The 26,884-nt window shown below is 46.2% G+C and carries 25 protein-coding genes and 1 tRNA gene; 5 read left to right on the top strand and 21 right to left on the bottom strand.

All coding sequences use genetic code 11. The features are described 5' to 3' along the window. Positions 1 to 218 precede the first annotated feature (218 nt). The 13 genes from metA to ACTO17_RS12700 form a co-directional block, all read right to left on the bottom strand. A complete protein-coding gene (gene metA / locus ACTO17_RS12760; RefSeq protein ID WP_482558184.1) occupies positions 219 to 1,142 on the bottom strand; it encodes a homoserine O-acetyltransferase MetA in 924 nt (307 codons plus the stop codon). 97 nt (positions 1,143 to 1,239) lie between these two features. Further along, entirely contained in the window at positions 1,240 to 3,240 is a 2,001-nt protein-coding gene (gene ligA, locus ACTO17_RS12755; protein ID WP_482558183.1) for an NAD-dependent DNA ligase LigA, read from the bottom strand. Between the two features lie 5 nt (positions 3,241 to 3,245). Continuing rightward, positions 3,246 to 3,956 (bottom strand): pseudouridine synthase, encoded by a 711-nt coding sequence (locus ACTO17_RS12750; protein WP_482558182.1) that lies wholly within the window; start codon positions 3,954 to 3,956, stop codon positions 3,246 to 3,248. Between the two features lie 14 nt (positions 3,957 to 3,970). Then, entirely contained in the window at positions 3,971 to 4,402 is a 432-nt protein-coding gene (locus ACTO17_RS12745) for a hypothetical protein (protein WP_172537854.1), read from the bottom strand. A gap of 139 nt (positions 4,403 to 4,541) precedes the next feature. Beyond that, positions 4,542 to 5,714 (bottom strand): SH3 domain-containing protein, encoded by a 1,173-nt coding sequence (locus ACTO17_RS12740; RefSeq protein ID WP_172537855.1) that lies wholly within the window; start codon positions 5,712 to 5,714, stop codon positions 4,542 to 4,544. A gap of 127 nt (positions 5,715 to 5,841) precedes the next feature. Beyond that, a tRNA-Arg gene (locus ACTO17_RS12735) sits at positions 5,842 to 5,913 on the bottom strand. A 153-nt stretch (positions 5,914 to 6,066) separates the two neighbouring features. Beyond that, a complete protein-coding gene (locus tag ACTO17_RS12730; protein ID WP_482558181.1) occupies positions 6,067 to 7,089 on the bottom strand; it encodes a TRAP transporter substrate-binding protein in 1,023 nt (340 codons plus the stop codon). A gap of 11 nt (positions 7,090 to 7,100) precedes the next feature. Continuing rightward, positions 7,101 to 8,390 carry a TRAP transporter large permease gene (locus ACTO17_RS12725; protein WP_482558180.1) on the bottom strand — a complete coding sequence of 430 codons (1,290 nt, stop codon included), beginning with the start codon at positions 8,388 to 8,390 and terminating at the stop codon, positions 7,101 to 7,103. 2 nt (positions 8,391 to 8,392) lie between these two features. Beyond that, a complete protein-coding gene (locus ACTO17_RS12720) occupies positions 8,393 to 8,929 on the bottom strand; it encodes a TRAP transporter small permease (RefSeq protein ID WP_482558179.1) in 537 nt (178 codons plus the stop codon). A gap of 74 nt (positions 8,930 to 9,003) precedes the next feature. Continuing rightward, entirely contained in the window at positions 9,004 to 9,765 is a 762-nt protein-coding gene (gene aroD / locus ACTO17_RS12715) for a type I 3-dehydroquinate dehydratase (RefSeq protein WP_482558178.1), read from the bottom strand. Between the two features lie 45 nt (positions 9,766 to 9,810). Further along, positions 9,811 to 11,004 (bottom strand): MFS transporter, encoded by a 1,194-nt coding sequence (locus tag ACTO17_RS12710; RefSeq protein WP_482558177.1) that lies wholly within the window; start codon positions 11,002 to 11,004, stop codon positions 9,811 to 9,813. A gap of 102 nt (positions 11,005 to 11,106) precedes the next feature. Further along, positions 11,107 to 11,982 (bottom strand): shikimate dehydrogenase, encoded by an 876-nt coding sequence (locus ACTO17_RS12705; RefSeq protein ID WP_482558176.1) that lies wholly within the window; start codon positions 11,980 to 11,982, stop codon positions 11,107 to 11,109. Positions 11,983 to 12,099: 117 nt separating this feature from the next. Next, on the bottom strand, positions 12,100 to 12,987 hold the full coding sequence (locus tag ACTO17_RS12700) for a LysR family transcriptional regulator (protein ID WP_482558185.1): 888 nt from the start codon (positions 12,985 to 12,987) through the stop codon (positions 12,100 to 12,102). Positions 12,988 to 13,284: 297 nt separating this feature from the next. On the opposite strand from ACTO17_RS12700, the gene ACTO17_RS12695 reads away from it, so the two are divergent. Then, on the top strand, positions 13,285 to 15,291 hold the full coding sequence (locus ACTO17_RS12695; RefSeq protein WP_482558175.1) for an oxidoreductase: 2,007 nt from the start codon (positions 13,285 to 13,287) through the stop codon (positions 15,289 to 15,291). Between the two features lie 106 nt (positions 15,292 to 15,397). On the opposite strand, the gene ACTO17_RS12690 is transcribed toward ACTO17_RS12695, so the two are convergent. After that, complete coding sequence (locus ACTO17_RS12690; RefSeq protein ID WP_172537863.1) at positions 15,398 to 16,186, bottom strand: shikimate kinase; 789 nt, start codon at positions 16,184 to 16,186, stop codon at positions 15,398 to 15,400. Positions 16,187 to 16,385: 199 nt separating this feature from the next. Between ACTO17_RS12690 and ACTO17_RS12685 the strand changes: the two genes are divergently transcribed. Beyond that, entirely contained in the window at positions 16,386 to 17,417 is a 1,032-nt protein-coding gene (locus ACTO17_RS12685; protein ID WP_172537864.1) for a 3-deoxy-7-phosphoheptulonate synthase, read from the top strand. A gap of 8 nt (positions 17,418 to 17,425) precedes the next feature. Here ACTO17_RS12685 and xerD read toward each other — a convergent pair whose 3' ends face one another. The 7 genes from xerD to trxA form a co-directional block, all read right to left on the bottom strand. Continuing rightward, positions 17,426 to 18,307 carry a site-specific tyrosine recombinase XerD gene (gene xerD, locus ACTO17_RS12680; RefSeq protein WP_172537865.1) on the bottom strand — a complete coding sequence of 294 codons (882 nt, stop codon included), beginning with the start codon at positions 18,305 to 18,307 and terminating at the stop codon, positions 17,426 to 17,428. Between the two features lie 16 nt (positions 18,308 to 18,323). After that, a complete protein-coding gene (locus ACTO17_RS12675; protein WP_172537866.1) occupies positions 18,324 to 18,956 on the bottom strand; it encodes a stage II sporulation protein M in 633 nt (210 codons plus the stop codon). A 50-nt stretch (positions 18,957 to 19,006) separates the two neighbouring features. Beyond that, a complete protein-coding gene (locus ACTO17_RS12670; RefSeq protein ID WP_482558174.1) occupies positions 19,007 to 19,549 on the bottom strand; it encodes an NUDIX hydrolase in 543 nt (180 codons plus the stop codon). Between the two features lie 138 nt (positions 19,550 to 19,687). Then, positions 19,688 to 21,235 carry a ribonuclease Y gene (gene rny / locus ACTO17_RS12665; RefSeq protein WP_172537868.1) on the bottom strand — a complete coding sequence of 516 codons (1,548 nt, stop codon included), beginning with the start codon at positions 21,233 to 21,235 and terminating at the stop codon, positions 19,688 to 19,690. A gap of 139 nt (positions 21,236 to 21,374) precedes the next feature. Continuing rightward, positions 21,375 to 21,980 (bottom strand): regulatory protein RecX, encoded by a 606-nt coding sequence (locus tag ACTO17_RS12660; protein ID WP_482558173.1) that lies wholly within the window; start codon positions 21,978 to 21,980, stop codon positions 21,375 to 21,377. Between the two features lie 40 nt (positions 21,981 to 22,020). Continuing rightward, complete coding sequence (recA, locus tag ACTO17_RS12655; RefSeq protein ID WP_482558172.1) at positions 22,021 to 23,193, bottom strand: recombinase RecA; 1,173 nt, start codon at positions 23,191 to 23,193, stop codon at positions 22,021 to 22,023. 209 nt (positions 23,194 to 23,402) lie between these two features. Continuing rightward, positions 23,403 to 23,711 carry a thioredoxin gene (gene trxA / locus ACTO17_RS12650; RefSeq protein WP_172537871.1) on the bottom strand — a complete coding sequence of 103 codons (309 nt, stop codon included), beginning with the start codon at positions 23,709 to 23,711 and terminating at the stop codon, positions 23,403 to 23,405. 199 nt (positions 23,712 to 23,910) lie between these two features. Here trxA and ACTO17_RS12645 point away from each other — a divergent pair, with 199 nt between their 5' ends. The 3 genes from ACTO17_RS12645 to ACTO17_RS12635 all read left to right on the top strand — a co-directional run bounded on the left by ACTO17_RS12645 (position 23,911) and on the right by ACTO17_RS12635 (position 26,866). Then, the gene (locus ACTO17_RS12645) at positions 23,911 to 24,990 is read left to right on the top strand and encodes a sensor histidine kinase (protein ID WP_482558171.1); all 1,080 of its coding nucleotides are present in this window, start codon (positions 23,911 to 23,913) and stop codon (positions 24,988 to 24,990) included. After that, the gene (locus ACTO17_RS12640) at positions 24,983 to 25,687 is read left to right on the top strand and encodes a response regulator (RefSeq protein WP_172537873.1); all 705 of its coding nucleotides are present in this window, start codon (positions 24,983 to 24,985) and stop codon (positions 25,685 to 25,687) included. Before ACTO17_RS12645 ends, ACTO17_RS12640 begins: the two co-directional genes overlap by 8 nt. Before the next feature lie 108 nt (positions 25,688 to 25,795). Beyond that, positions 25,796 to 26,866 (top strand): delta-lactam-biosynthetic de-N-acetylase, encoded by a 1,071-nt coding sequence (locus tag ACTO17_RS12635; RefSeq protein ID WP_172537874.1) that lies wholly within the window; start codon positions 25,796 to 25,798, stop codon positions 26,864 to 26,866. Positions 26,867 to 26,884: the final 18 nt, after the last annotated feature.

The following is a 26,884-nucleotide window of genomic DNA, read 5'->3' as shown; positions in this document are numbered from 1 at the left end:
ATCATTTTGCCTTTTAATGTATTATTTTTTCAATTGTTTTACCATGTAATAATTATCTTCACCTAATTTAGATTGTCTCCAGCTAATTTTAGGTTGTCTCCATTTTGTCTCCAGTAAAATGAAAATCTGTGCCAATTTACATCAATTTACACCAACTTATTTTGTATTTTAATAATTTTCCCTAATTCTTCAATCCCTTGATTTATCGCGGTTTCCCGCTATTTTTTCGGCACCGAAGTATACTCATAGGGCGTCGCCTGATATACGTAATAATTGAGCCAGTTTGTATACAGGGTATTGGCATGGGCCCGCCACTGCAGATTGGGGCGGATGGTACAGTCGTCGTTTTCGTAGTAATTCTTCGGCACCTTTATATCCAGTCCCTTCTCTTTATCCCGTATGTATTCTGTGTGGAGGGTAATCCTGTCATACTCCGGGTGGCCCATCACAAAGATCTTTTTACCGGTGGTATCCATAATCAGATAGGCGCCGGCCTCTTCGGACTCTGCCAGTATGGTAAGCTCCGGCACTTTTTCAATCTCTTCGATTCTCACCTGGGTATGCCTGGAATGGGGCGCCAGAAAATAATCGTCAAACCCCCGGACCAGAGGAATCTTCCGGTTCCTCACTTTATGCCGGAACAAACCGAACATTTTATGATCCAGCATTTCTTTGGGAATTCCGTAATGGTAATACAAACCTGCCTGGGCGCCCCAGCACAAATGCATGGTGGAGGTCACGTTGGTTTTCGTCCACTCACAGATTTCCCCAAACTCTTTCCAGTAATCCACTGTCTCGTATTCTATCTTTTCCACCGGCGCGCCGGTAATGATAAATCCGTCAAATTTACGGTCTCTGATCTCCTGAAAGGTATGATAAAATTTATTTAAATGGCTGCTTGAGGTATTGCGGGATTCATGACTGCCTGCCATCACAAAAGTAACATCCACCTGCAGGGGCGTATTGGAAAGTTCCCTGAGGATCTGCAGCTCTGTCTCTTCCTTTAAGGGCATCAAATTCAGGATTCCAACTTCAATGGGACGGATATCCTGATGCACCGCCCTGTTTTCATCCATGGTAAATACATTTTCCCGCTCTAAGGTTTCCTTAGCCGGCAATTCACTCTGCACTTTAATGGGCATGACTCTTCCTTCTTTCTTCTATAATTTATGGTAATTCAAATCTGCAAAAGCACGCCTTTGACTGCTTTCTGCCGGCTGTATCCAACATAAGCAATCTTTATATCAGCATATCAAGCAGCTCTTTTTCTGAAATAACCTGAATTCCCAGTTCCCGGGCCTTTGTCAGCTTGCTGCCGGCATTCTCTCCCGCCAGCACCATACTGGTTTTCTTAGAGACAGAACCGGACACTTTGCCGCCCTGCTGTTCAATCAGAGCTGCCGCTTCTTTCCGTTCCAGAGTAGGCAGCGTTCCGGTCACTACAAAAGTCATTCCCTGAAATCTGCTGCCCAAAGGCTGCTCCTTTGATTCCATATTTACGCCGTATGCTTCCATGCGCTCCACCATTCTGCTGTTCTCTTCCTCCGCAAAAAAGTCCAGAATGCAGTTGGCGCTGACGGTACCGATATCATTGACATTTACCAGGGACTCTGCATCTGCGTTCCGCAGGTTTTCGATGCTTTTAAATTCCCTTAAGATGGATTTAGCCGCCGCTTTCCCCACATTGGGAATGCCAAATCCGGTGAGAAGCCGGGCCGCGTCATTTTCCTTTGATTTCTCAATGGCGTCTAACAGCTTGTCGGTATTTTTTTCTTTCCCGATGATACCCTGCTCAATCAGTTCCTCCCGGTAATCCTTCAATGCATAAATATCCGCAATATCCTTCAAATACCCACGGCGCACCAGCTCTTCCACATAAACAGTTCCGAATCCCTTAATGTCCATCGCGTCCCTGCCCACAAAATTGATAATGCGCCGCTCTAACTGAGCCGGGCAGTTGGGGGAAGTGCACTTGAGATCTGCCGTATCCTTTTCCTTGCGTGTCTTTGCCCCGCAGACAGGACAAATCTCCGGCAGACGGTAAGGCTCGGTGTGTTCCGTTCGTTTTTCCTTTAACACTTTACGGATTTTCGGTATAATTTCTCCTGATTTATACACCAGAATCCGATCTCCGATGCGGATATCCAGTTCATCAATAAAATCCTGATTGTGAAGCGTCGCCCGGGATACGCTGGTGCCGCAGAGCCGCACCGGTTCAAAGATTGCGGTAGGCGTAATTCTTCCGGTACGTCCCACGGACAGCTCAATATCTAAAAGAGTGGTTTCTTTTTCCTCCGGCGGATATTTGTAGGCCACCGCCCAGCGGGGAACCTTGGAGGTGGCTCCCAATTTTTCCCGATCTGCCAGGGAATTAATCTTGACCACAGCGCCGTCAATATCGTATCCAAGGCTGCCCCGGTTTTCTCCAATGGCGCAGATAGCTTCCCAGACTTCTTCTTTACTCCGGCAGACCTGATAACCGTCAATGACGGGAATGCCGTTTTTCTTCAAATATTCATATCCCTGGGTATGGGTGGCAAGCTCCATTCCCCGGATCTGCTGAATATTGAATACAAACATGGACAGGCCCCGTTCCTTTGTAATCTTGCTGTCTAGCTGGCGAAGCGTTCCTGCGGCGCAGTTTCTTGGATTGGCAAATGGCTTTTTGCCCTTCAATTCCTGCATCACATTCACATGCTCAAAGTCTTTATTGGTCATATAAACTTCCCCGCGGATTTCCAGATATTCCACGGGAACTTTTAATTTCTTCTTCACATCAGAAATCACTTTTGCATTAACAGTCACATCTTCCCCGAAATTCACCCCGTCTCCGCGGGTCACTGCTGTTTTTAAGGCTCCCTCCTCATACCGGAGAGCCATGGAAAGCCCGTCGATTTTATACTCCACCACAAATTCCGGGTTCTCTAACTGCTCCTGCATCTCCTCCACAAAGTCCTCCACTTCCTCTTTGGAAAATACATCCTGCAGGCTGAGCATGGGAACATTGTGCCGGACTAAAACGCCTGCCTCCCGCTTTGCCGTTCCTCCCACTTTCTGGGTTGGAGAATCTGCCGTTACCATATCCGGGAATTCCTGTTCTAAAGATCTCAGTTCCCGCATTAACGTATCGTATTCAAAATCACTGATTTTAGGGCTGTCCAGATTATAATAGCGGTCACTGTGATATTCCAGCTGACTGCGGAGTTCTGATATCCTTGTCTCTGCCTGATTTCGCTCCATGTTTTCTATCCTTTCAACTGCTGCTGTAATTCTTTCCATTCCTGACCGGTAATTTTCCGGTATGTACCCTCTTTCAAATCCCCCAGGCGGATATTCAGAATCCTTACCCGTTTTAAATCCACCACCCGATATTGAAAAGCCTCGCACATCCTGCGGATCTGACGGTTCAGCCCCTGGGTCAAAATAATGCGGAAGGTACGTTTTCCTACTTTTTCCACCTGACAGGGCCTGGTTTCCGTTTCCAGCTCCTTCAGATACACGCCTTTTGACAAATTCGACAGAAATTCCTCCGTCACATCCCGGTTTACCTTCACAATATATTCTTTTTCATGTAAATTCCTGCTGCGCATAATCTGATTGGCAATCTCTCCCTGATTTGTCATCAGAATCAGCCCGTGGGAATTCTTATCCAGTCTGCCGATGGGATAAATCCGTTTGGGATAATTCACATAGTCCACAATATTGTCTTTCTCCCGCTTCTCGGAAGTGCATACAATTCCGGCAGGCTTATTTACCGCCAGGAGCACCGCTTCCTCCTCTATGGAGACTTTCTTCTTCCCATACATTACAACATCTCCCGGGCTGACTTTATCTCCCATCACTGCTGTTTTGCCATTAATCGTGATGGCTCCCCGTTCAATCTGACGATCAGCTTCTCTTCGGGAGCAGACTCCCGCCTCGCTGAGATACTTGTTGATTCTGACTGATTCTGACACTGCAAACCACACCTTTACAAAAATCTTTTTAATCTTGCGATATTTTCTTCTTCAAAATCCATCAATTCCTCTGCCAGTTCATTGGCAAAGCTTCCGGTATTTTTATTATTGTGTTTTACCTTCAAAAGTTCCGTAATTCCCCTGGTATTTCCCTGTATCATCATATCCGCCACATGGGGCGTGCTGATATTCAGCATGGTATTGGCCTGTATGGCGCCCCACAGCATTGCTTTGCCAAGGCCCGACTCTTTGGGCACTATCCCGTGTTCCCACAGTCCGGCCTCCGCCTTCCGTTCAAAATTCTTAAACCGGTTCCTCTCGGCTGTCAGTTCGTAGGCAAATTCCTGATTATACACTTTTCCCATCAGGGCGTCGATGGCCTTTACTGCCATGGCCGCATTTCTTCTGGTTTCTTTTAAGACATTAATTTCCTGATAATTACGCATGGTTTCCTCCTAATCGTGTTTCCTATTAGGTTGAAACATTTTGCATTTTTTATACCAGTTTTATAATAGTTCCTTTTGCTAAAAAGAGAACTGCCCATCCAGGCAATTCTCCTTCTTTAGACCTCTTTGTCCTGTCATTTTAATTATTTAACAGTAAATCTGTCCGGATATATCCGGTCTGACCATTCCACTCTACCTTTGTCCAGCCTTCTGCATAACTTAAAATTACTTTGATGCTGTCGCCTTCTGCCGTAGTTCCCACCAGTTCTGCCGACTCATTCATGGACTTGCGGACATTATAGCTGCTGCTTGCAGTAAGTACTTTTCCTTCCGGTACATAATTAATCTCCGGTGTACTGTCCTCCTCAGGCGTCTCTGCATCTGTATTCTCAGCAGTTTCCTCAGAGGGCTGCTCTGTATTCTCTTCTGAAGATTCTTCCGGCTTCGCATCGGTGTTCTCTGTATTTTCCTCCGGCTGTGCCTCTGCATTTTCCTCTGGCTGTCCCTCTTCCTTGGGGGCGTCCGGGCTATAAGACTCTCTCCACTGACGGATTGCGTCTGAAACAGCGTCCGCCTTACTCTTCAGGTTCTCGTCTGCCGCCTCGGCCTGTTTATATTTCTCATCAAATTCTGCACGAAGCTTCTGCACATCTTCTCCGGCTTCAAATTCTGCAATCAGACTGTCTATTTCCGCTTCTGTCTCCTGTTCCTGAAGCAAACGGTTGAATGCGCTGTAACGGTTGTCAATATACAGTTTTCCGTCCTCACTGGTTCTCAGATAGTAGAAATCCAATCCCGGAAGTCCGCCTTCCACACCGCTGAAATGCATATTAAATGCCACAGACACCAGATAAGAGCCTTCTTCCAGTCCTTCCTTGGTGTAGCATGTCACATCGCTGTAGCTTTCCACATGCTCATTCATCATCTGAATGTAGCTTTTTTCCATATCAGAAAGAAACTGGGTAATAGAAACCAGTTTGTCAATATCTCCTGCAGCATAAGAATTATAATAAGTAGATATCAGTTCCTTAACCTCCGGCTGCGCGTCTACTTCATACTCATCTTTCTCAGCTGTCGGCTGCTGTGCATTGTCTGCGGAAACTTCCTGCCCGTCCTGAGCCTGATCCGGTTCTTTGCCGTCATTCTTCTCATTGCATCCTGTCAGCATAAGAACAGACGCCAAAGCAAAAATCATTGCGGTTCTGGATACATATTTCACATTTTTCTTTAAAAATTCTGTAATTTTATTTATAATCATTCCATTTTCGGATACTAATTCAACGTTGTCATTCTTTCTATCTGTAAATCTCATATTTGCTCCTTACCTACAAACGCAATCTATCGTTATCAGCCACACCCGGCCTGTCCGTCAAAAGATTATCTGCCGGAATACAGCAGTTACTATGTTTCATCAATTACTGTACATCAGTAATTATAAATGCACCCAGAGGGAATCGAACCCCCAGCCCCAGAACCGGAATCTGGTATTTTATCCGTTAAACTATGGGTGCTTTTTCCAGTTATTTTTTACAACGCAACTATTGTACCATACTTTTTTCAAAAAATCAAAAGAATTTTGATGTTTTTCAAATTTTGTGCAAATTGCACCTGAAATATATATTTCAGGTGCAATTAATATACATTTTCATGTGTATGCAAGAAAATTACTGCTCCGTATATGCCTTTACAATTTCCCCGTCCACAACTTCTTTAATTTTCTCATAAACCTGCTCCGAGGCTTCCTTCATTTCCTCCCGCAGCTCTTGTTCCAGAACAACAATCTCTGTTCCGCTGTCCGCTATCTCTCTTTTTTTATCCGCAATGCGTTCATCTGAGGCTTTTCTGGCCTCTTCCCCTGCGAAGGCCGCCGCTTTTCTTAAAATTTCCTGCTCTTTGGGCATTAGCTCCTCAAAAAAACTGTCGCTGACAATCAGGGAAATCAGATGGGGCAGGTGATTGGTTTCCACCACATAATCCTGCTGTTCATAGAGCCGGTTGGATACAATGACCTCATAGGGATTTTCCTGGGCGTCAATGGTTCCCTGCTGAAGCCCGATATACACTTCGCTGAAGGTCATGGGCGTCGGGGCTGCCGCCAGCGCTTTCCAGAAATCCATGTGATAGGAATTCTCCATGGTTCTGATTTTCTGTCCTTTGAAATCGCCGAAAGCCCCAATGCTCCGATTGGTGGACATCACCCGGAAGCCCTGGTCTGCATATCCCAGCAGCCGGTATCCATGCTCCCGGTACACCTGCTGCACCAGTCCGTAAAATTCACCATCATCCACTTTCTCCCGGACTTCTTCAATGGTATCGAACAGGCAGGGCATGTCAAACACCGCCAAATCCTGCATAAAGGGCACCTGGGGCGCAGTATTTTGAATCACAAAGGGGATATCTCCAGCCCGGCAGGATTCCAGCAGCTCCCGGTCGCCGCCCAAGGTGCTGTTGGGATATACCTGAATCTTCATTTTCCCGCCGCTGAGCCTGTCTACCTCCCCGACAAATTTCTCCGCATAAATCTGGGTGACAGTATCCTCCGGGCTTGCCGTCCCAAGAGGCCAGGCGTATCTTTGCTCCCCTTCTCCTGCCTCCGGCCTGCCGCAGCCGGAAACCGGAAGAAACAGTAAAACCGCCAGACAGAACACTGTTCGCCATACACTGTGCCTTATCTTGTTTTTCTCCATCTCCGCACCTCCTAAAGAAATGCCAGGCTGATTGCCGGCACAAAAGTTAAAAGAAGCAGCGCAGCCAGAAAATACAGAATCATGGGCATGGCTTTTCCTGCAATCTCCATCACCGGAATATCCGACAGAGAGCTTGCCACAAACAGATTCACGCCTATGGGCGGCGTCACAAATCCAATGGCCAGATTCACCACCATCATCACTCCAAAATGTACCGGGTGCATGCCCACGGCTTCCACAATGGGCAGCAGAATCGGCGCCAGAATCAGAATCGCCGGCGTGGTGTCCATTACCATCCCTACTATTAATAGAAAGAGATTAATCACAAGAAGCAATGCGATCCGGTTGGTCACATGGGCAAGCAGCCATCCGCTGACTGCCTGGGGCACCTGGATCAGAGTCAGAACCCTGGAAAATGCCACAGAAGCAGCCAGAATAAACATAATGGGTGCATAAGTGCGGACAGATTCTTTCATAATCCCCCAGATATCTCCAAATCCAATGGATTTATAGACAAACAGACTGACAAACAGCGCATAAAACACAGAGATTACCGCCGCTTCCGTGGGGGAAGCAATTCCCGAATAGATGCATCCCAGGATAATCACCGGGCTGAGCAGTGCAAAAAAACTGTCTCTCAGCACGGCAAACAAACCCTTTTTATGGAGTTCTCCCACCACGGCGCTTATTTTTTCCCGATCCTCCCCATGCTTTCTGCAATAATAAAACGCATACAGCATCAAAAGCGCGCTGATCAGAAGCCCCGGGATAATTCCGGACAGAAACAAATCGCTGACGGAAGCTCCGGAAGCCATGCCGTACATAATAAAAGGGATACTGGGCGGAATAATCACTCCCAAACCGCCGGACACCGCCACCACCGCGGTGGAAAAAGATTTGTCATATCCCAGTTTTACTAAAATGGGAATGGTCATGCTTCCAACCGCCGCCACTGTAGCAGGCGCGGAACCGGAAATCGCTCCGTAGAACAGACAGGTGACAATCACGGCGCAGGGAACTCCCGCCGTGCGGCTGCCCAGAAAAAAGGCAAATACGTCAAACAGCTTTTTGGAAATTCCGCCTTTGGCCATCACAATACCTGAAAGCACAAACATAGGCACTGCAAGCAGCGGAAAACTGTCAATGCCGCCTAACATGGAACGTATTACAAACTGCCCGGAGGCCGTAAAGGAAGGATCAAAGGCTCCCGGAAGCACTGACACAATTCCAAGGGAAATGGACACCGGAATTGCAATGACCAGGCATATCACAAAAATTATAAATACAACCACTGCTGACATGTTCAGCCCACCTCCCTCTTGTTTTTCTCTTCTGCAGTTCTTTTTCCCGGCTCCTCCTGCCCGGTCCGCAGCACCTGCAGCTCAATATACCACCGCTGGATAATCCGCAGCGCCGTCAGAAGAAAGCTGAACAAAGGCGCCGCCTGGATATAGTACATGGGAATCCGGCAGGCCGGGCTGACCTGGCCGCTTTCCACTGCGGATATCAGATACTGTACGGCAAAAGGCATCAGATAGAAAAAGAAAATCAGTTCAAAGGTATGGTTTACCAGTTTGAACACCGCCTTGCCCCGCCTGGGAAACATGGCTACAAACTGCTCAATTTTAATAGAAACACATTTCTTTGTGCAATAGCTGACGCTTAGAAACCCCGCCCACACAAAGATATATCTAGTAAGCTCTTCGGACCAGGAAAGAGATGCTCCCAGCGCATACCGGGAAAACACCTGGATTCCCATAATGAGCATCATCAGAATCAGGCTTACCGCCATAAGGAATTCTTCCAGGCTGTCGTTGAGCCAAGAGAATACTCGCTTCATAGGCTTCCTCCTTATGCATCGTAAAGGGCCCGGCGAACTTACATCGTCAGGCCCTTCATTATTTACCTATTTCATTACAGACTCTTATGCAGCAGGGAAAGTACCTGCGCCAGATCCTCCACTCCCATCTGCCCCGGCGCGGAAGCTTTTTTCGCCGCTCCAAAGGTCAGCGCAGAGCCGAACACTTCGCCGCACAGACGGCTGATTACCCCTGTGCCTGCCATAGACATGGTAATAATCGGACGGTCTGCATGTTTCCGGTTCATCTCCTCTGTTGCCGCAAGCAACGTCAGGACATCCTCCTTGCTTTTGGGCATTACGGCAATTTTCGGAATATCTGCGCCAAGCTCCTGCATCTTGCAGAGCCTTCCCACAATATCGTCTTTTGCCGGGGTTTTGTCAAAATCATGGTTGGAGGCAACCACTTTCACCCCATGCTGATGCACTGCTTCAATTATTTCTTTTACCACTTCATCCCCGGTAAACGCTTCCACATCCACCAAATCCACACAGCCGCTTTCTGCCGCCGCAATATTCAGCTTCTTGTAAGCTTCCGGCTCGATAGCCCGCTCTCCGCCTTCTTTGGAAGTGCGGAACGTAAACAGAATCGGAATTTCCTTTAATGCCTCACGCAGCTCTGCCAGAACTTCTTTCACTTTATCTGTCTCAAATACATGCTCAAACCAGTCTACGCGCCACTCCACAACGTCCACGGGAATTGCGTCAAAGGTTTTGGCCTCTTTGATAATCTCCTCCTTAGTCACTCCTACAATCGGCATACAGATTTTGGGAATTCCTTCCCCTATTTTAATATTCCTTACTACTACCGGATTCATTTTACTACCTCCTGCTTCTTTGGATTTTCAATAACAGTTCTGATATTATCCCTGATTCGATTTCCGGGAATTCTCCACTAAGGTTCCATACCTTATATTTACAAATACTGCAAGAATAACTCCTACAACTGTAATAATTAAGTTCATAATAATTACATTCATAGCTGTCATCTTAGAAGCTGCGCTTAAGATCGTATAGTTGCACAAACTGGAGGCAATCATCACCAGACTTGTGATGGTTCCCTTGATCTTGGGGAACAGATCATTGACTGTAGCAGTGGCCATCTGAAGAACGCCGCCTGCCGCCGCATATCCAAGCACAAAGGCTCCCACATAACAAATCATCGGAGTTTTTATAAGATATACCAACACCAGCATCACGGCTGAAATCGCCGGGTAAATGACAAGAAATCTCACCTGTTTGAATTTGGTAATCAAGACACTCGTCACCACAAGCGCAACCATCGTTCCGGCTGAATAATAGGTCTGCATGATGGAAACTGTCTCTGAGGGGATGCCCGCAACTTCTTTTCCGAATGTCTGGGCGCAATTGAGCCAAAGCTGGAATGTTGCCGTGCTTGTAAATCCGATCAAAATAAGGGCAACGCTTTCCAGTGAAAAATGCGCATTTTTCAGGTTATCAATGAATGATTCTGATTTGCCGCTTGCAGATTCCTGGGGCAAAGGCGCAAAAATTGCCAGTACGCCCAGAACTGCAATTACAATGCCTGCCACCAAAGGCAGCGTCAGGTATGACATTTTCGTTCCTGCAAACACGCCTAAGAAGAACGGCATCATCAATTGGGCAATAGAAATAAAGAATTTAATTCCCATGGTTGCAATTCCTGTGTATGCGTATATAATCTCCGCCACTGCAGGATAAGTCGCCGTATCCAGGAAAGAATTTGCAATGCCGCCTAAGACTGCTGCCACGTAAGCGATCTGTATATTGGGTGAAAAAGCAATTCCCACAAAGAAGATTACATAGGAAGCCACGCCAATCAAAACAGATACCCTGCGTCCCAGCTTATCCGACAGAGGTCCTGCAAATGGAAGTGAAATCAGTCTCCCCAACCCCAGGGCCGCCGCAATTGCAGTTACCTGCATTACATCATCAATTCCCCATTGCGCAATCAGCATTTCCTTTACCACCTGCTGGCTTAAAATAGAACAGCCGATCCCATGGATAAAAAAATTCAAATACAGAATCAGTGCACTAAATAAATATTTCTTTTTCATGTTTTCCTCCACTGGTGCAAAAGCGCATCCAGTGCGCCATGCACCGTCCACTATCATTCCTATGATGTTATTCAATTGTCAATCTGCAAATATATTTTTATTTTAGTCGTATTTAATGTCAAGAATTTTCTTCATATGCTCAATGGGCATTTCTTTTCCGGTCCACATCTCAAAAGCAGCCGCACCCTGGAACAGCATCATTCCCATGCCGTTCATAGTCTTGCAGCCCACTTCTTTTGCCATCTTAAGCATTGCTGTCTCTCTGGGAGAATATACAACGTCTGTTACAATCAGCTCCGGACGGAAGAAAGATTTGTCAGGAATATATGTCTGTCCCTCCAAAGGTTTCATTCCCATACCCGTTGCATTTGCAAAAAGATAAGAATCTGCGATTTCTTCTTTTAATTTATCCAGATCTGCCAGATCGTATAAAGCTACCTTGCAGTTGGTTTTTTCGCTGATTTTACGCACAGTTTCCTCTGCATTGCTCCAGAATTTGTCTTTGATATTGAAAATAGACATCTCTGCCACTCCGTCCAGAGCCGCCTGCACCTCAATGGCTGTAGCTGCGCCGCCGGAGCCTACGATAGTCATTTTCTTGCCGATCACGTCGATATTGTTGTCTTTCAGAGATTTCATATAGCCGATACCGTCTGTAATGTGTCCGGTCAGTACGCCGTTCTCATTGACAATGGTATTCACTGCGCCGCACAATTCTGCTGCCGGTGATAATTTGTCCAGATATTTATGTACTACTGTCTTGTTGGGCATGGATACATTCGATCCCACCATCTTCAGCGCCCTGAGACCTTTCACTGCGTCCTCCAGAGTATCGTTGTCTACTTCAAAAGCAAGATATGCATAGTCCAGACCAAGATATGCAAATGCCTCATTGTGCATTGCCGGTGAACTTGAATGTCTGATTGGATAAGCCATTAATCCGATAAGTTCTGTATGTCCTGTAATTCTCTCTGCCATGTTATTTCCTTCTTTCATTCTTAATTTTATCGTTCTCTTATTGTCTTTCCTATTGTGTCTCCTGCCCGTTTGTTAAATCTCTGACAACCTCTTGGCAATCATTATATACTACCTTTTTCATTTTTTCAACTGTTGATTTTGCACATAATCCAAAAATTTTTTTAAAACCGGCGGCTGATACTGGCCTTTTAACTGGGCCATATAGATGTAGCGTTCGATGACAGGCTCCGTAATATTCAAGGTTTTCACATCCAGATATTTCAGCACCGGAACCTCCGGCATCACTGCAATTCCGAAATTTCCGGCCACAAGGCCCGCCATGGCGCTGTCCTCCTCAATCTCATAGGCAATCTTCGGTGCAATTCCCGCCATATCGAACATTTTCACAATGGTAGGGCGAAGGCCGCTGGATCTGGTGAAAAATATCTGAGGAAAATCTGCCGTCTCTTTCAGGGAAATCCTGTCCTTTTGAGCCAGGGGGTGATTTTTCGCCACAACTACCACCAGTTTTTCCTCCGCTACCGGCTCAAATATCATCTGCTTCTCTTCTTCTTTTCTGGAACAGAAGGCCACGTCATATTTCTCTTCCTTCAGCCCCCGGATAATTTCTATGGTATTTCCCACTGTAAACCGAAACTGCACATTCAGCTGCGGATGCTCCTCCATAAACTGCCGTACCAGCCGGGGCACAAATTCCAGTCCCAGCGTATAGATATAGGCCAGATCAATGACGCCGGAATTTTTTCCAGTCAGCGCTTTCGTCTTTTTAATGCCAACTTCTAAAGACTGCAGAGATTCCCGGGCATGCTCCAAAAATACTTTTCCATATTTGGTCAGAACCACGTTGCGCCCTCTTTTTTCAAAAAGCTCCGCTCCCAGTTCCTCTTCTAACCTGGCAATGGCGTGGCTTAAGCTTGGCTGAGTGATGGACAGTATTTCCGCCGCCCTGGAATAATGCTCTGTTTCTGCCAATGTTACAAAATAATAAAGCTGATTTAGATTCATTTTCTGCACATATCCTTTCCGAAAACTTACTTCCACAGGGCAGCCTGCGCCGCCAAAGGTATTCTGAATCATATCATACCAAAATCCATGCACATTTTCTATAGATTTTAACAAAAATATCAATTTGTTTTCTGATTCTTTATCCATTATACTGAATGCAACAAATATACCAGGGCTGCCCGTACCTGGATATATGCTATATTGACAACCTCTCAAACCTATTTGATTGTCACTCCTGCACAAGATTCTCCAGCAGGATCGGCAAAATGAAACTTCAGAACCTGGGGGTAATCATACATGAAAAATGAATACAAACATATTTTTGAACCCTTTACCGTCAAGCGCATGACCATGAAAAACAGGATTGTCATGATGCCCATGGGAACAAATTACGGTGAGCAGAACGGCGAAATGAGTTTTCTGCACATCAATTATTATGAACAGCGTGCCAAAGGCGGCACAGGGCTGATTATTGTGGAAAATGCCAGTGTATTTTCCCCGCAGGGTTCCAATGGGACTACCCAGCTGCGCATTGACCATGACAGTTATATTCCCAGATTGTACAAGCTATGCGAAACCGTACATAAACACGGCGCCTGCATTGCCATTCAGATCAACCACGCAGGCGCTTCCGCACAGGCCCACCGTACCGGAATACAGCCGGTCTCCGCTTCCGATATCCCTTCCAAAGAAGGCGGCGAAATTCCGCGCCCTCTGAACAAAGAAGAAATTCTGGAAATTGTGGAGAAGTACGGAAAAGCAGCCAAACGCGCCCAGACAGCAGGATTTGACGCTGTGGAAATTCATGCGGGCCATTCTTATCTGCTGAGTCAGTTCCTCTCACCGCTGACCAACAAGCGGACGGATGAATTCGGCGGCTCGCCGGAGAACCGCGCCCGTTTTGCCAGACTGGTTATCGAGGAGGTCCGCAGGCAGGTAGGGCCATTCTTCCCTATTTTCGTCCGGTTAAGCGCCGATGAATTTATGGAAGGCGGAAACACTTTAGACGACACTCTGGAATACTTGCAGTATTTTGAAAAAGAAGTGGATGTATTTGACGTATCCGCAGGATTAAACGGCTCCATCCAGTATCAGATTGACGCCAATTACCTGGCAGACGGTTGGCGTTCTTATCTGGCAAAAGCTGTAAAAGAGCGTTACAACAAACCCTGCATCACTATGGGAAATATCCGTAATCCCAGAATCGCAGATGATATCCTGGCCAGGGGAGACGCTGATTTAATCGGCATCGGCCGGGGACTGATTGCTGATCCGGAATGGGTCAACAAAACGGAATTCGGAGATGTGCAGGACATCCGCAAATGTATTTCCTGCAACATCGGATGCGCCGGACACCGAATCGGCATTAACCGCCCCATCCGCTGCACCATTAATCCCGGCGTAAACACCGGAGAAGATTACAAGAAAAAACGTGTGAAACGGCAATGCAACGTGGTGGTTATCGGAGCAGGTACCGCCGGACTGGAGGCTGCATGCACCGCCGCAGAAGTGGGCTGCACTACTTTCGTTATTGAGAAAAAATCTTATCTGGGCGGCCTGGCTGCGGAAATTTCCAAAATTCCGGATAAAAACCGCCTGGCAGATTTTCCCAATTATCTGATTCACCGGGCAGAAAAAATGAAGAACCTGTTTATCTTCAAAAATACAGAAGCCACCATTGAGCAGATTGAGAGCCTGCATCCTGACATTATCGTCAACGCTACCGGTTCCAGTCCTCTTCTGCCTCCCATTAAGGGGCTGCATGATGTAATTGACAAAGAAAACGGAAAAGTTTCTTCTATATTAAATATGATAAACCACGTAGTCTCCGGTGACTATCCGAAAGATATGTCCGGCAAAAAAGTCGTTGTCATCGGCGGAGGCGCCGTGGGCCTGGATGTGGTGGAATACTTTGCGCCCCGAGGCGCTGATGTGAGCATTGTGGAAATGATGCCCATCATTGGAAACGGTATCGATCCGGTATCCAAAACAGGCACTTTCAACCTGATGGAGAAACACGGCGTAAAACAGCTTACCAACACTGCTCTTCTGGAAGTGAAGGAAAGTTCTTTCCTGGTGAAAAATCCTGACGGAAGCGAAGAAGAGCTTCCCTTTGACTATGGCTTTGTATGCCTTGGAATGCGTGCAAACAATCCTATTTTAAAACAACTGCAGGATAGCTTTGACACTGGAACAACAGAAATTATGAATGTGGGAGACAGCGTTCGGGCAAGAAGAATTATTGAAGGCACAGAAGAAGGCCGTAATATTTTAAACGTTCTGGACAAACGGAATTTTATTTAAAATTTCAAATTTGGAACTGACGCCGCAGAAGTTCTCTGCAATTGCCTCTTGGCAAAAACTGCAGAGAGCTTCTGTTTCTGTTGTCTTAAAGCAGTTTTGCAGCGCCTTACCGCTTTTCATCCAGTTCCATCAGACGCTGCACCAGCTCCTCACAGATTTCCAGTTCATTCTTACCGTCTGTCTCTATAATCACATCCGCAGCGGTCTCATATTTTACCCTTCTTTTTTCCATCAGTTCGGTAATAAAAGAAACGTTTTTGTTATTTTCCAGCAGCGGTCTGTCGTGGCTGTCTTTGACCCGGTGATAAATCGTTTCCGGGCTTGCCGTTAAGAGCACCACTCTTCCGTTTTTCTTCATCTCAGCCACATTTTTTTCCCGCATCGGCGTTCCGCCGCCGCACGAAATTACCACATTATTCCTGGACTGCATTTCCACCAGAAGGTTTGTTTCCAGGTTGCGGAAATACTCTTCCCCATATACTGCGAAAATATCTGAAATGCTCATGCCCTCCCGCTGGGAAATAATCTGATCCATCTCCACAGCGTCCATGGCAAACATGGTGCTCAGATAATCGGATATGGTGGATTTGCCGCTTCCCATAAACCCAATCAGGACAATATTGTAATGGAACAAATGTCTGGCCTGGATTTTCTTACTGTTATAAGTAATGCGGTGAAAAATATCCAAAATTTCTTTGGCATGTCTTTTCCCTTCCAGTTCCTGTTCCAGTTTCTGATTCTGCCGTTTTTCCTGCTCCGGCTGAATAATCTGCATATTATGGGATTCTTTATATTTCATAATATCTTCTACAATGGCATTTCTTTTCAAAAGACATTCCAGAATCTGCTCATCGCATACTGACAGCCTGACGCGCAACTCATCTAAATGATTCATGACTTCCTCCATTCGTATTCCTTTTCCTCACCTCTGAAAACAACAGACTCATTATAGCAATTCCCCCTTTGTATTGCAATAACAAAATGTAAAAGTCCAGTTCTGCCGGGAAGGTCTGATATTTGGATACAGACATTGACAGATTTTCGATTATCTATTAAGATATTTCGTGGGATTATTGTATAAGGAGATGATGACTATGAGTTTTACATTTTTAAAACAGCTTCCAACCCCGGAAGAAATCAAACAGGAATATGCCTTATCACCCTCTGCGATTCAGACGAAAGCAGAACGGGACAGGCTTGTCAAAGATATCATTACCGGCCAGTCCGACAAATTCCTTGTGATTATAGGCCCCTGCTCTGCCGACAATGAGGACGCCGTCTGCGATTATATCAGCCGGCTCAGTAAAGTCCAGGAACAGGTGGCTGACCGCCTGGTGATTGTTCCCCGCATTTACACCAATAAACCCCGTACCACGGGAGAAGGATACAAAGGCATCGCCCATCAGCCAGACCCGGAAAAACGGCCGGATATGCTTGCCGGGCTGATTGCCATGCGCAAAATGCATATCCGCGCATTGGAAGAAAGCGGCCTTTCCTCTGCAGACGAAATGCTCTATCCGGAAAACTGGCCCTATGTGGAAGATTTGCTGTCTTATGTTGCCATCGGCGCCCGTTCTGTGGAGGATCAGCATCACCGTCTGACTGTCAGCGGTTTTGACGTGCCTGCCGGCATGAAAAATCCCACCAGCGGAGACTATTCCGTTATGCTGAATTCCGTATATGCCGGTCAGCATCCCCATCATTTTGTATTCCGGGGATATGAAGTCAGCACCACCGGAAATCCGCTGACCCATGTAGTGCTGCGGGGCGCTGTAAATAAACGGGGCGTCTGTATCCCCAACTATCACTATGAGGATTTGGAGCTGCTGATCCAGATGTACGATAAAATGGATTTGGTAAATCCGGCCGCCATTATTGACGCCAACCACTCCAACTCCAACAAGCAATACGAACAACAGATACGTATTGTAAAAGAAATTATGCATAACCGCAAAATCTCACCGGAACTGAAAAAACTGGTAAAGGGAGTTATGATTGAAAGCTATCTGGAAGCAGGATGCCAGAAAGTCGGAGAACATGTTTATGGAAAATCCATTACCGACCCCTGCCTTGGATGGCAGGAATCGGAAGAATTGATTTATCAGATTGCTGAAATGAACCAATAAGAGATGTTCTAACTCCTCGGATGGGTTCTGGCATAAACCTCCCGCACGCGGCTTTTAGTCATTTGCGCATACATCTGAGTGGTTGAAATATCTGAATGCCCCAGCATCTCCTTCACAGAATGGAGATCTGCGCCGTTGCTTACCAGATGAACGGCAAAGGAATGCCGCAGGGTATGGGGCGTCAGCTCTCTGGTAATCCCGGCTTTTCTGCCGTAGGCTTTCACCAGTTTCCAGAAGCCCTGACGGCTCATGGCCTGGCCGGAGCAATTGGTAAACAGGCAGGAGTTGTCTTTATCTGTCATAACGGGACGCCCCTCTTCCAGATACAGCTCCAAGGCCTCCTTTGCCACCGTTCCAAAGGGAACAATCCGCTCTTTCATTCCCTCCCGGCAGACAATGTATTCCATCTGGAGATTTACATCCGATACTTTCAGGGAAATCAATTCCGATACCCGGATTCCTGTGGCATACAGAAGCTCTAACATGGCGCTGTCTCTCAGTTCCTTGGGCGTTTTGCCTTTTGCTTCTTCCAGTAACCGGCTGGTCTCTTCTTTCGTCAGAATCATCGGCGCTTTTTTCTCCACCTTCGGCGCCTTTAACTCCTCTGCCGCATCTGTGTCTGCCAGTCCTTCCTTCTGCAGATAATGAAAAAATGCTTTCAGGGCCGCAATACTCCTGGAAATGGTGGACGGTTTCCTGCCCTGCTTCTCCTGAAATAAAATATAGGAATTCAGCATAATCCCCGTGATCTGATTTACCTCTTCAATTCCCTGTTCCATGAAATACTGATTCATCTTCTTCAAGTCCCGTTCATAAGAAACCACTGTATTGTAAGAAGTTTTCCGAACCTCTTCCATATATTGAACGAACTTTTGAATCTCACACGTCATAATTTACTACCTCATTTTAGAAAATTTTTAATATATTTTTTAAAATCATCGGATTCACATAGCTTTCCAGAAAAATCCCGGCAGCAAACACCAATAGCAGAACAGCAAAAGATATTCCCCCCATTCCGTATACCAGCTTACGATCCATGATTTCTCTCCCTTCCCCGGCGGAACGCCGCCGAAGAAAAACTGCCACATAACAATAAGATACATAAACAGCAAGATAAAAGAGATACTGCGGAAACAGGCCGCCCAAAACCAACACAATACCTTTTATCCCATATTTGGCAATTCCTGTGGAAAGCATAAATCCCACGGAAAATCCCTGCCACCCCAGGACAAGAATCCCGCCGAAAATTCCAAAAGACGTAAAAACCAGAGCAAACAGCAAAAGCAGCAAAGGCATCCGCTCTCCCACAATATAGAAAAACAGATTTTGCCCGTCCACCCTGGCATACTGAAATTTTTCTATAAAATAGTCATTCAGTACCCCTGCATTGGAAACCGCTTCCCTTCCCATCAGATTTGCCGCAAAAATACCTGCAACAAATGAAATCAGAAGAAACGCCTTCATGATCTTCACCCAGAGAGGTTGGGTTCTGGCCCCATCGCTTTTCTGCTTCCAGGAAAAACGCAACATTTTTTTCATAGACTTCTCATTCTTTTTTCTTAAATCTTATGCAAGTCCATGGAAAAAAATTAACTGTATTTGTTCTTATATGCCATAATCGCCGCTACCGTCTTAGCGTCCTGTATCACGCCCTGGTAAATCAGCGTACACAATTCTTCCAACGTATAAGGCTCCAAATTAATAAATTCCCCTTCATCCAAATGCTGATGGGAGGGAATCAGCTCCCGGGCTGCATATACGTCCACCAGTTCATTGCAGAAAGCAACCGTGGTACGCAGCGAAATCAGAAATTCCAGATTCTCGCACCGATACCCTGTCTCTTCCTCCAGTTCCCGGGCTGCGCACTCAATGGTGGGTTCTGTCTTGGAATCTCTTGCCCCGGCAGGGATTTCCAGGGTAAACCGATCCAGGGCATTGCGGTACTGACGAACCATCAGAATCCTTCCGTCTGCCATTACAGGCACCACTGCCGCAGCTCCCTTTCTGTGCTCCACATAATCCCATTTTTCTATTTTACCGTCCGGAAGTTCCATATAATCCGAATAGATATCCAAAATCGCTCCTTCATGCTCCAACACTCTTTTGGTTCTTTTAATTAATGGCTGTTTCATACTTGTATCCTCCCAAGCCGTTTCCATGACTTTTCTGCAATTCAAAGACCGCCAACAAACTGTTGACGGCCTGATAATTCTGGCATATGGGATCATCTTCCATTGAAAGATTGTCCACTTCCCCAAATTGTGCAACCTCTACTTAGCGTAATCTGTCACACGAGACTCACGAATTACATTCACTTTAATCTGACCCGGATATTCCAGTTCATTCTCAATCTGTTTTGAAATATCACGCGCCAACAATACCATATCAGCATCAGTAATCTGATCAGGAACTACCATAATTCGAATCTCTCTACCTGCCTGAATAGCAAAAGACTTATCAACACCCTTAAAACCATTAGCAATATCTTCTAACTGTTTCAATCTGTTTGAATATGTTTCCAATGTTTCTCTTCTTGCCCCCGGTCTTGCTGCCGAAATTGCATCAGCGGCCTGTACCAGACACGCAATCAAAGATTCTGCTTCCACGTCTCCGTGATGTGCTTCCACTGCATTAACTATGGTGGGACTCTCTTTGTACTTTCTGCACAAATCCACACCAATCTGAATATGTGAGCCTTCCATTTCATGGTCAACAGATTTACCGATATCGTGAAGCAGGCCAGCCCGTTTCGCCACCCTCACATCCACGCCAAGTTCTGCTGCCAGTAACCCGGAAAGCTGGGCTACTTCAATCGAATGTTTCAGAGCATTCTGCCCATAGCTTGTACGGAACTTCATCTTACCAAGCAAACGCACAAGTTCCGGATGAATTCCATGCACTCCGACTTCCAGCGTAGCTGCCTCGCCTTCTTCCCGAATCATGGTCTCCACTTCCTTCTGGGCTTTCTCAACCATCTCTTCAATTCTTGCAGGATGGATTCGTCCATCCACAATCAGTTTCTCCAAAGCAATACGGGCAACCTCCCGCCGAACCGGATCGAAACCGGAAAGAATCACTGCTTCCGGCGTGTCGTCGATAATCAAATCCACTCCCGTCATTGTCTCCAATGTCCGGATATTTCTTCCTTCCCGACCGATAATCCGACCTTTCATTTCGTCATTGGGAAGCTGAACTACCGATATCGTAGTCTCGGCCACATGATCTGCCGCGCATTTTTGAATGGCAGTCACCACATACTCTCTTGCCTTCTTCCCAGCTTCTTCCTTTGCTTTGATTTCCATTTCTTTGATTAATTTTGCAGTATCAAGCTTTACATCATCTTCAACCATTTTTAAAAGATAATCTTTTGCCTGTTCAGAGGTTAATCCAGAGATTCTCTCCAGTTCCTGTACGCGCTCTTCGTGTAGTCTGGAAACTTCCGCTTTTTGTCTGTTAATTTCTTCTTCCTTCGCTGCAAACCCGGATTCCTTCTTTTCAATTGCTTCCAGCTTTCTATCCAGATTTTCTTCCTTCTGAATAATCCGCCGTTCATTGCGCTGAATCTCATTTCTGCGTTCTTTGATTTCTTTATCAAGATCATTCTTGGTCCGGATGGACTCTTCCTTGATCTCCAGCAAAGATTCGCGCTTCTTGGTCTCCGCAGTCTTGACAGCTTCATCTATGATTTCCCTTGCCTTCTCCTCTGCACTTCCAATCTTGGATTCAAACACGCGTCTGCGGTATTCCAGAGTGCAGAAGTAGGTAACGGGTACTGCAAGAATTAACGTGACTACTACAGCGATTAAAATTTGCGACACAGGAGCACCTCCTTATTAAGTTTTCATTGTACATATAGCAAACTTTCATCTCTAATATGTCATATACAATAAATTACAGTGTTGGTCCGCAATCTATGAACATGAATTACAACATATTGATTTTATACTTTTTTCCGCTTTATGTCAAGTAGTCTAATACATGCAAAATATCATCTGACTGAAAACCTTTCCTCATCAGGAACTGGTACATCCTCTGTTTTTCCTTTAAATCCGCCGTTTGGGCAGAGTAATGCTTTTTTTCCACCCATTTTAAAATCAATTCCTGTTCATTTTCTCTCTGACATTCTTCCTCCAGCGTCTGCTCTGCCAGTTCTCTGTCAATTCCTTTCGCCATCAGTTCCATCTGTATCTTTCTGCGGCTTTTTTTCTCCCTCTGATTCCTGACATAATTCTCTGCATACCGGCTGTCATCCAGATAATGATACCCCTTGACATAAGCCACGGCATCTTCAATAATCTCTTCCGGATAAAAGCCCTGGCGCAGCTTCTCCCTGATCTGGGCCTCTGTCCGATCCATCTTTTCCAACAGATGCATCGTCCTTCTTCTGGCTCTCTTCTTCAAAATCTCACTGCAGATTTCCTCATACTGTCCGGCGGAAAGCTCCGCCCCTTCCTCCAGAGAATATCGTCTCACTTCTCCCCGGTACAGGACAAAGCTTCTTCCGTCCTCCAAAAAAATACGCATGCGTTTCTTATCAAGCCCGCTTATCTGCATCACCTGCATTCTGATTCTCTCCTGATTCCCTTATGCTGCCGTTCTTCCCTTACGGCTCCGGCATAGGCTTCTCTTCCGGCTTTCCGGCCTGTTCCTCCGGTTTCCCGGCCTTCTCCTCCGGCTTCTCTTCCTTGCCCGGCTTTTGCTCCTTGGCTGCCGGTTTCTCCGGCTTGGCTGCAGGCTTCTCTGCTTTCTCAGCCTCCTCTTCTTCCGTTCCCTGGGACAACACCTGATCCCGGACTTTCTTCTCCACTTCCAGGCAGATGTCCTCATGCTCCCGCAAATACTGTTTCGCATTCTCCCGTCCCTGGCCGATCTTTGTGCTGTTATAAGCAAACCAGGCGCCGGACTTCTGGATAATGGAATGGTTCACAGCCAGATCCAGAATATCTCCTTCTCTGGAAATTCCCTGGCCGAACATAATATCGAATTCCGCCTCTTTAAAGGGCGGAGCCACCTTGTTCTTCACCACCTTAATTCTGGTGCGGTTCCCGATAAATTCTCCCGCCTGCTTCAGAGATTCTATCTTCCTTACATCCAGACGGATGGAGGAATAAAACTTCAGCGCCCGCCCGCCGGTGGTGGTCTCCGGACTTCCGAACATTACGCCCACTTTCTCTCTGAGCTGATTGATGAAAATAACAATACAGTTGGACTTGCTGATAACAGCCGTCAGCTTGCGGAGCGCCTGGGACATCAGTCTGGCCTGCAGCCCCACATGGGAATCCCCCATATCGCCGTCAATCTCCGCCTTGGGCACCAGAGCCGCAACAGAGTCTACAATCACAATGTCCACTGCTCCGGAACGCACCATAGTCTCTGTAATCTCCAATGCCTGCTCTCCATTGTCCGGCTGCGAAATATAGAGATTATCAATATCCACGCCAATCTTCTTGGCATATACCGGGTCCAGGGCATGTTCTGCATCAATAAACCCGGCAATTCCTCCGTTCTTCTGCACTTCTGCCACCATATGCAGCGCAACCGTGGTCTTACCGCTGGACTCAGGCCCGTACACTTCAACAATTCTTCCCTTGGGCACGCCGCCTACCCCCAGGGCCAAATCCAGGCTGAGACATCCGGTGGGAACCGCCTCCACATTCATATTCGCCACGGATTCTCCCAGCTTCATAACAGAACCCTTCCCGTAATCCTTCTCAATCTTCGCAATTGCGGCATCCAATGCTTTTAATTTATCTTCTCTCTTATCCTCTTTCGCCATATCAATTCTCCTTCTGCGAACTTATGTTCGTATTTATACTAATATACTTTTGGGAAATTGTCAACTGTTTTCTGGTAATTTTTGCGACAGCTTTCTGCTCCATAACCGGCACAGCTAAAAAGACCCGCCCATGGATGATTTTGCTGAAAAGAAAAAAGAACAGTTACAGAAGTAACTGTTCTTTATTATAAAATTTATTTTTGGATTCGTCAAGGCAAAAGCTGCCTGATTTCTTCCAGTGAATGAAATCCCACTGCCTTTTTATAAATTTCCCCGCCTTTGAATACAATCAGTGTAGGAATGCTCATTACGCCGTACTTCTGCGCCACTGCTCCCTGCTCATCCACATTCAGTTTCCCCACTTTAATTTCCGGATATGCCTCTGCGGCCTCTTCAATCACCGGGCCCTGCATCTGGCAGGGTCCGCACCATACGGCCCAGAAGTCCACCAGCACCGGAACTTCGCTCTGCAATACTTCCTTCTCAAAATTATCTGTTGTAATCTCCAACACTGCCATAGTAAATCCCTCCTGTTAATTTTTAAATGCTGAAATTTTAACTATAAATTTTATTCTATCATACTTTCCATAATTACTGTTACACTTTTTTGCTAAAAAAATGTTAAAATTTTCTTTCCTTCTTGAATCCTCATGTTCTTCATGGTACATTAGTAACAAAACCACAGTTACAATTTGAATCTTGAATCGAGGTGTACAGATGAAAAAAATTATAAAAAGACAACTGTTCCACGATTTAGCCGTCACAATTGGGCTGCTTTTTGTAACCACCGGCCTGACATTTATTCTATTTTACTTCATTTCGCAAAGTCCGGCAAATATTGCCCTGTTTTATGTGATTGGCATCATTACAGTTGCGCGGTATACGACTGGTTACTTTTACGGCATTCTTGCTTCTTTGCTCAGTATTATTTTAATCAATTGTTTCTTTACTTATCCATATTTCAGATTGGATTTTTCTATAAATAACTATCCTTTTACGTTCATCTGCATGCTGACCCTCTCTTCCATCACCAGCGCTACTACATCCAATCTGAAGCAACAGACAGAAATTCTTGCATTTCATGAAAAACAATTGATGGAAGCAGAAAAGGAAAAAATGCGCGCCAACCTGCTTCGCGCAGTCTCTCACGATCTGCGCACTCCTTTAACCAGTATCCTGGGCTCTGTCTCTTCGATAGAAGCCGAGGAATTTAGTTTTTGTTCTCAGGAATGCCAGAAACTTCTTCACAATATCCATGATGATGCAGAATGGCTGCTGAACATGGTGGAAAATCTTCTGTCTGTCACCAGAATCCAAACCGGAGCTTCCAGTTTAAAGACCAGTCCGGAAGCGGTGGAAGAAGTGGTGTCTGAATCGGTGGACCGTCTGAAAAAACGGTTCCCGGATGCGGAAATTAATGTATCTGTTCCCGATGAACTGCTGATCGTCCCCATGGACGCCATGCTCATCGAACAGGTTTTAATTAATCTTTTGGAAAATGCCATTACGCATTCCAAAAGCGCCCTGCCCGTACGTCTTGTAATTGAAAATCAGCCGGAGTACATTTACTTCCGTATTATTGACTACGGAATCGGACTGCAGGAGAGCCATCTGGAAGATATTTTTGACGGCACCTGGTCTGAGAATTCTCCTTCCGACGTACATAAAGGCACGGGCATCGGCCTGTCTATCTGCAAAACAATCATTACTGCCCACCACGGCAGTATCACTGCGCAGAACCATAAAGAAGGGGCCGAATTTGTATTTACACTGCCAAAGGAGGAAGCATATGCATAAATTTACCGTACTTGTTGTAGAAGATGAAAAAAACATTTGTGATTTTATTTCCAAAGTTCTGACATCCCACGATTACCGGGTCAGCTGCGCTTCTACCGGAAAAGAAGCCCTTTCTCTGGCTTCTTCTCTCTGCCCTGACATTATCCTGCTGGATTTGGGGCTGCCGGATCTGGATGGTATCGAAGTGATTCAAAAAATCCGTTCCTGGTCCGGAAATCCGATCATTGTCATTTCCGCCCGCAGCCTGGAGGATGACAAGGTGCAGGCATTAGACGCCGGAGCAGACGACTATCTGACCAAACCCTTTGGAACCTCTGAGCTGTTGGCCAGAATCCGCACTTCGCTGCGTCATAGCAATAAAATAAGCAGCAACGGACTTCCCCAGCACCCATTCCGGGCCAAAGGCCTGGAAATTGATTTTTTCAAACGCAATATTACTGTAAACGGACAGGCGATCCACCTGACTCCCATTGAATATAAAATCGTGGCCTTCCTGGCCCAGAACAGCGGAAAAGTCATGACCTATTCCGCAGTCATGAATAATGTCTGGGGGCCTTACGCAGAATCCGACAACAAGATTCTGCGGGTAAACATGGCAAATATCCGGCGCAAACTGGAGAACAATCCGGCGCAGCCCATCTATATTTTTACCGAGGTGGGCGTAGGCTACCGGATGGTAGATGAAGATATTCTGTAAAATTTAAGAAATAATCCATTGTTTTTTTTCACTTTATTATATACAATGGTTATGGTGTCTTTGAAAAGAAAGACAGAAATCTATAACAGAATGAAGGGTTGAAACAAAATGATGGATGAACGAGAACGGAGACGAAGGAGAAGAATCAGACGGAAGCGGCAGGTCTACAGAGCCCGCATTCTCGTGGGCGCCGCTGCGCTTGTCCTTGTGCTGGCCGCCGGATTCGGAATCTCTTCAGCCGCCAAAAAATCTGCCGAACGAAAAGCACAGAAGGAACAGGAGTTGCAGCAGCAAAAACTGGCTGAGGAAGAAAAGAAAAAAGCCGCAGAAGAAGAGAAAGCCAAAAAAGAAGCTGCCAAAAAAGCCGCAGAAGAAGAGGCGGAAAAAACTTTTACACTGGCAGATCTGGACAACCCTGACGGGTTTGACACACGGCCCACCGAGCTTGGAATCGCGCTTGAGAACCAGCCGGTTGATTTAAACGGACTGGATACCACCGGATTGGACTGGGGCCAGGGCGGAGACAAGGATCAGTGGAACCGGCCGGCAGGATGTCTGCAGTATCAGGAAAAATACGGAAAGTACAACGCTTATTTTATCAAGGATGAACCGGAGAAAAAAGTCATTTATCTGACCATTGACGAAGGTTACGAGTACGGCTGTTCTCCGCGGATTTTAGATACGCTGAAAGAGAAAAAAGTGCCTGCTGTCTTTTTTGTGACCAAGTCTTTTGCAGAACAGAATCCAGACCTGGTAAAGCGCATGATCGAAGAAGGACATGAGGTGGGCAACCACAGCGTAACCCATCCGGCTGCCGGTCTGTCCTCCCAGACCATTGAAGAACAGACCAATGAAGTCATCGGCCTCCACAATTACATGAAGGAGCAGTTCGGCTATGAGATGCATCTCTTCCGTTATCCTTCCGGCAAATTCAGCGAGCAGTCTGTGGCTCTTTTGAACAATTTAAATTACAAGAGCGTGTTCTGGAGCTTCGCATATCTGGATTACGATGTGGAAAATCAGCCGGACCCGGCAGAAAGCCTTCAGAAAACCATTGACTGCCTGCACCCGGGCGCTCTCTATCTGCTTCATGCAGAATCAGAGACGAACACCCAGATTCTGGGAGACTTTATTGATCAGGCCAGATCTCAGGGGTATGAGTTTAAGTTATTCCAGTAGAGCGGGATATTTTGCACG

The organism is Petralouisia sp., from assembly GCF_056822245.1.
Note: the sequence above shows the minus strand (reverse complement) of the source record. Positions and strands in the feature narration are given on the sequence as shown.

Excerpts from the sequence above, each read along its gene's own strand:
- ACTO17_RS12705 (WP_482558176.1), bottom strand. The coding sequence starts at position 11,982 with ATGGCAGAGAGAATTACAGGACATACAGAACTTATCGGATTAATGGCT.
- ACTO17_RS12635 (WP_172537874.1), top strand. The coding sequence starts at position 25,796 with ATGATGGATGAACGAGAACGGAGACGAAGGAGAAGAATCAGACGGAAG.
- ACTO17_RS12690 (WP_172537863.1), bottom strand. The coding sequence starts at position 16,186 with ATGAATCATTTAGATGAGTTGCGCGTCAGGCTGTCAGTATGCGATGAG.
- ACTO17_RS12745 (WP_172537854.1), bottom strand. The coding sequence starts at position 4,402 with ATGCGTAATTATCAGGAAATTAATGTCTTAAAAGAAACCAGAAGAAAT.
- ACTO17_RS12725 (WP_482558180.1), bottom strand. The coding sequence starts at position 8,390 with ATGTCAGCAGTGGTTGTATTTATAATTTTTGTGATATGCCTGGTCATT.
- trxA (WP_172537871.1), bottom strand. The coding sequence starts at position 23,711 with ATGGCAGTGTTGGAGATTACAACAGATAATTTTGAGAAGGAAGTATTG.
- ACTO17_RS12730 (WP_482558181.1), bottom strand. The coding sequence starts at position 7,089 with ATGGAGAAAAACAAGATAAGGCACAGTGTATGGCGAACAGTGTTCTGT.
- ACTO17_RS12660 (WP_482558173.1), bottom strand. The coding sequence starts at position 21,980 with ATGCAGGTGATGCAGATAAGCGGGCTTGATAAGAAACGCATGCGTATT.
- ACTO17_RS12695 (WP_482558175.1), top strand. The coding sequence starts at position 13,285 with ATGAAAAATGAATACAAACATATTTTTGAACCCTTTACCGTCAAGCGC.
- ACTO17_RS12640 (WP_172537873.1), top strand. The coding sequence starts at position 24,983 with ATGCATAAATTTACCGTACTTGTTGTAGAAGATGAAAAAAACATTTGT.
- recA (WP_482558172.1), bottom strand. The coding sequence starts at position 23,193 with ATGGCGAAAGAGGATAAGAGAGAAGATAAATTAAAAGCATTGGATGCC.
- ACTO17_RS12670 (WP_482558174.1), bottom strand. The coding sequence starts at position 19,549 with ATGAAACAGCCATTAATTAAAAGAACCAAAAGAGTGTTGGAGCATGAA.
- ACTO17_RS12685 (WP_172537864.1), top strand. The coding sequence starts at position 16,386 with ATGAGTTTTACATTTTTAAAACAGCTTCCAACCCCGGAAGAAATCAAA.
- ACTO17_RS12720 (WP_482558179.1), bottom strand. The coding sequence starts at position 8,929 with ATGAAGCGAGTATTCTCTTGGCTCAACGACAGCCTGGAAGAATTCCTT.
- ACTO17_RS12710 (WP_482558177.1), bottom strand. The coding sequence starts at position 11,004 with ATGAAAAAGAAATATTTATTTAGTGCACTGATTCTGTATTTGAATTTT.
- ligA (WP_482558183.1), bottom strand. The coding sequence starts at position 3,240 with ATGGAGCGAAATCAGGCAGAGACAAGGATATCAGAACTCCGCAGTCAG.
- ACTO17_RS12700 (WP_482558185.1), bottom strand. The coding sequence starts at position 12,987 with ATGAATCTAAATCAGCTTTATTATTTTGTAACATTGGCAGAAACAGAG.
- metA (WP_482558184.1), bottom strand. The coding sequence starts at position 1,142 with ATGCCCATTAAAGTGCAGAGTGAATTGCCGGCTAAGGAAACCTTAGAG.
- ACTO17_RS12675 (WP_172537866.1), bottom strand. The coding sequence starts at position 18,956 with ATGAAAAAAATGTTGCGTTTTTCCTGGAAGCAGAAAAGCGATGGGGCC.
- aroD (WP_482558178.1), bottom strand. The coding sequence starts at position 9,765 with ATGAATCCGGTAGTAGTAAGGAATATTAAAATAGGGGAAGGAATTCCC.
- ACTO17_RS12740 (WP_172537855.1), bottom strand. The coding sequence starts at position 5,714 with ATGAGATTTACAGATAGAAAGAATGACAACGTTGAATTAGTATCCGAA.
- ACTO17_RS12645 (WP_482558171.1), top strand. The coding sequence starts at position 23,911 with ATGAAAAAAATTATAAAAAGACAACTGTTCCACGATTTAGCCGTCACA.
- xerD (WP_172537865.1), bottom strand. The coding sequence starts at position 18,307 with ATGACGTGTGAGATTCAAAAGTTCGTTCAATATATGGAAGAGGTTCGG.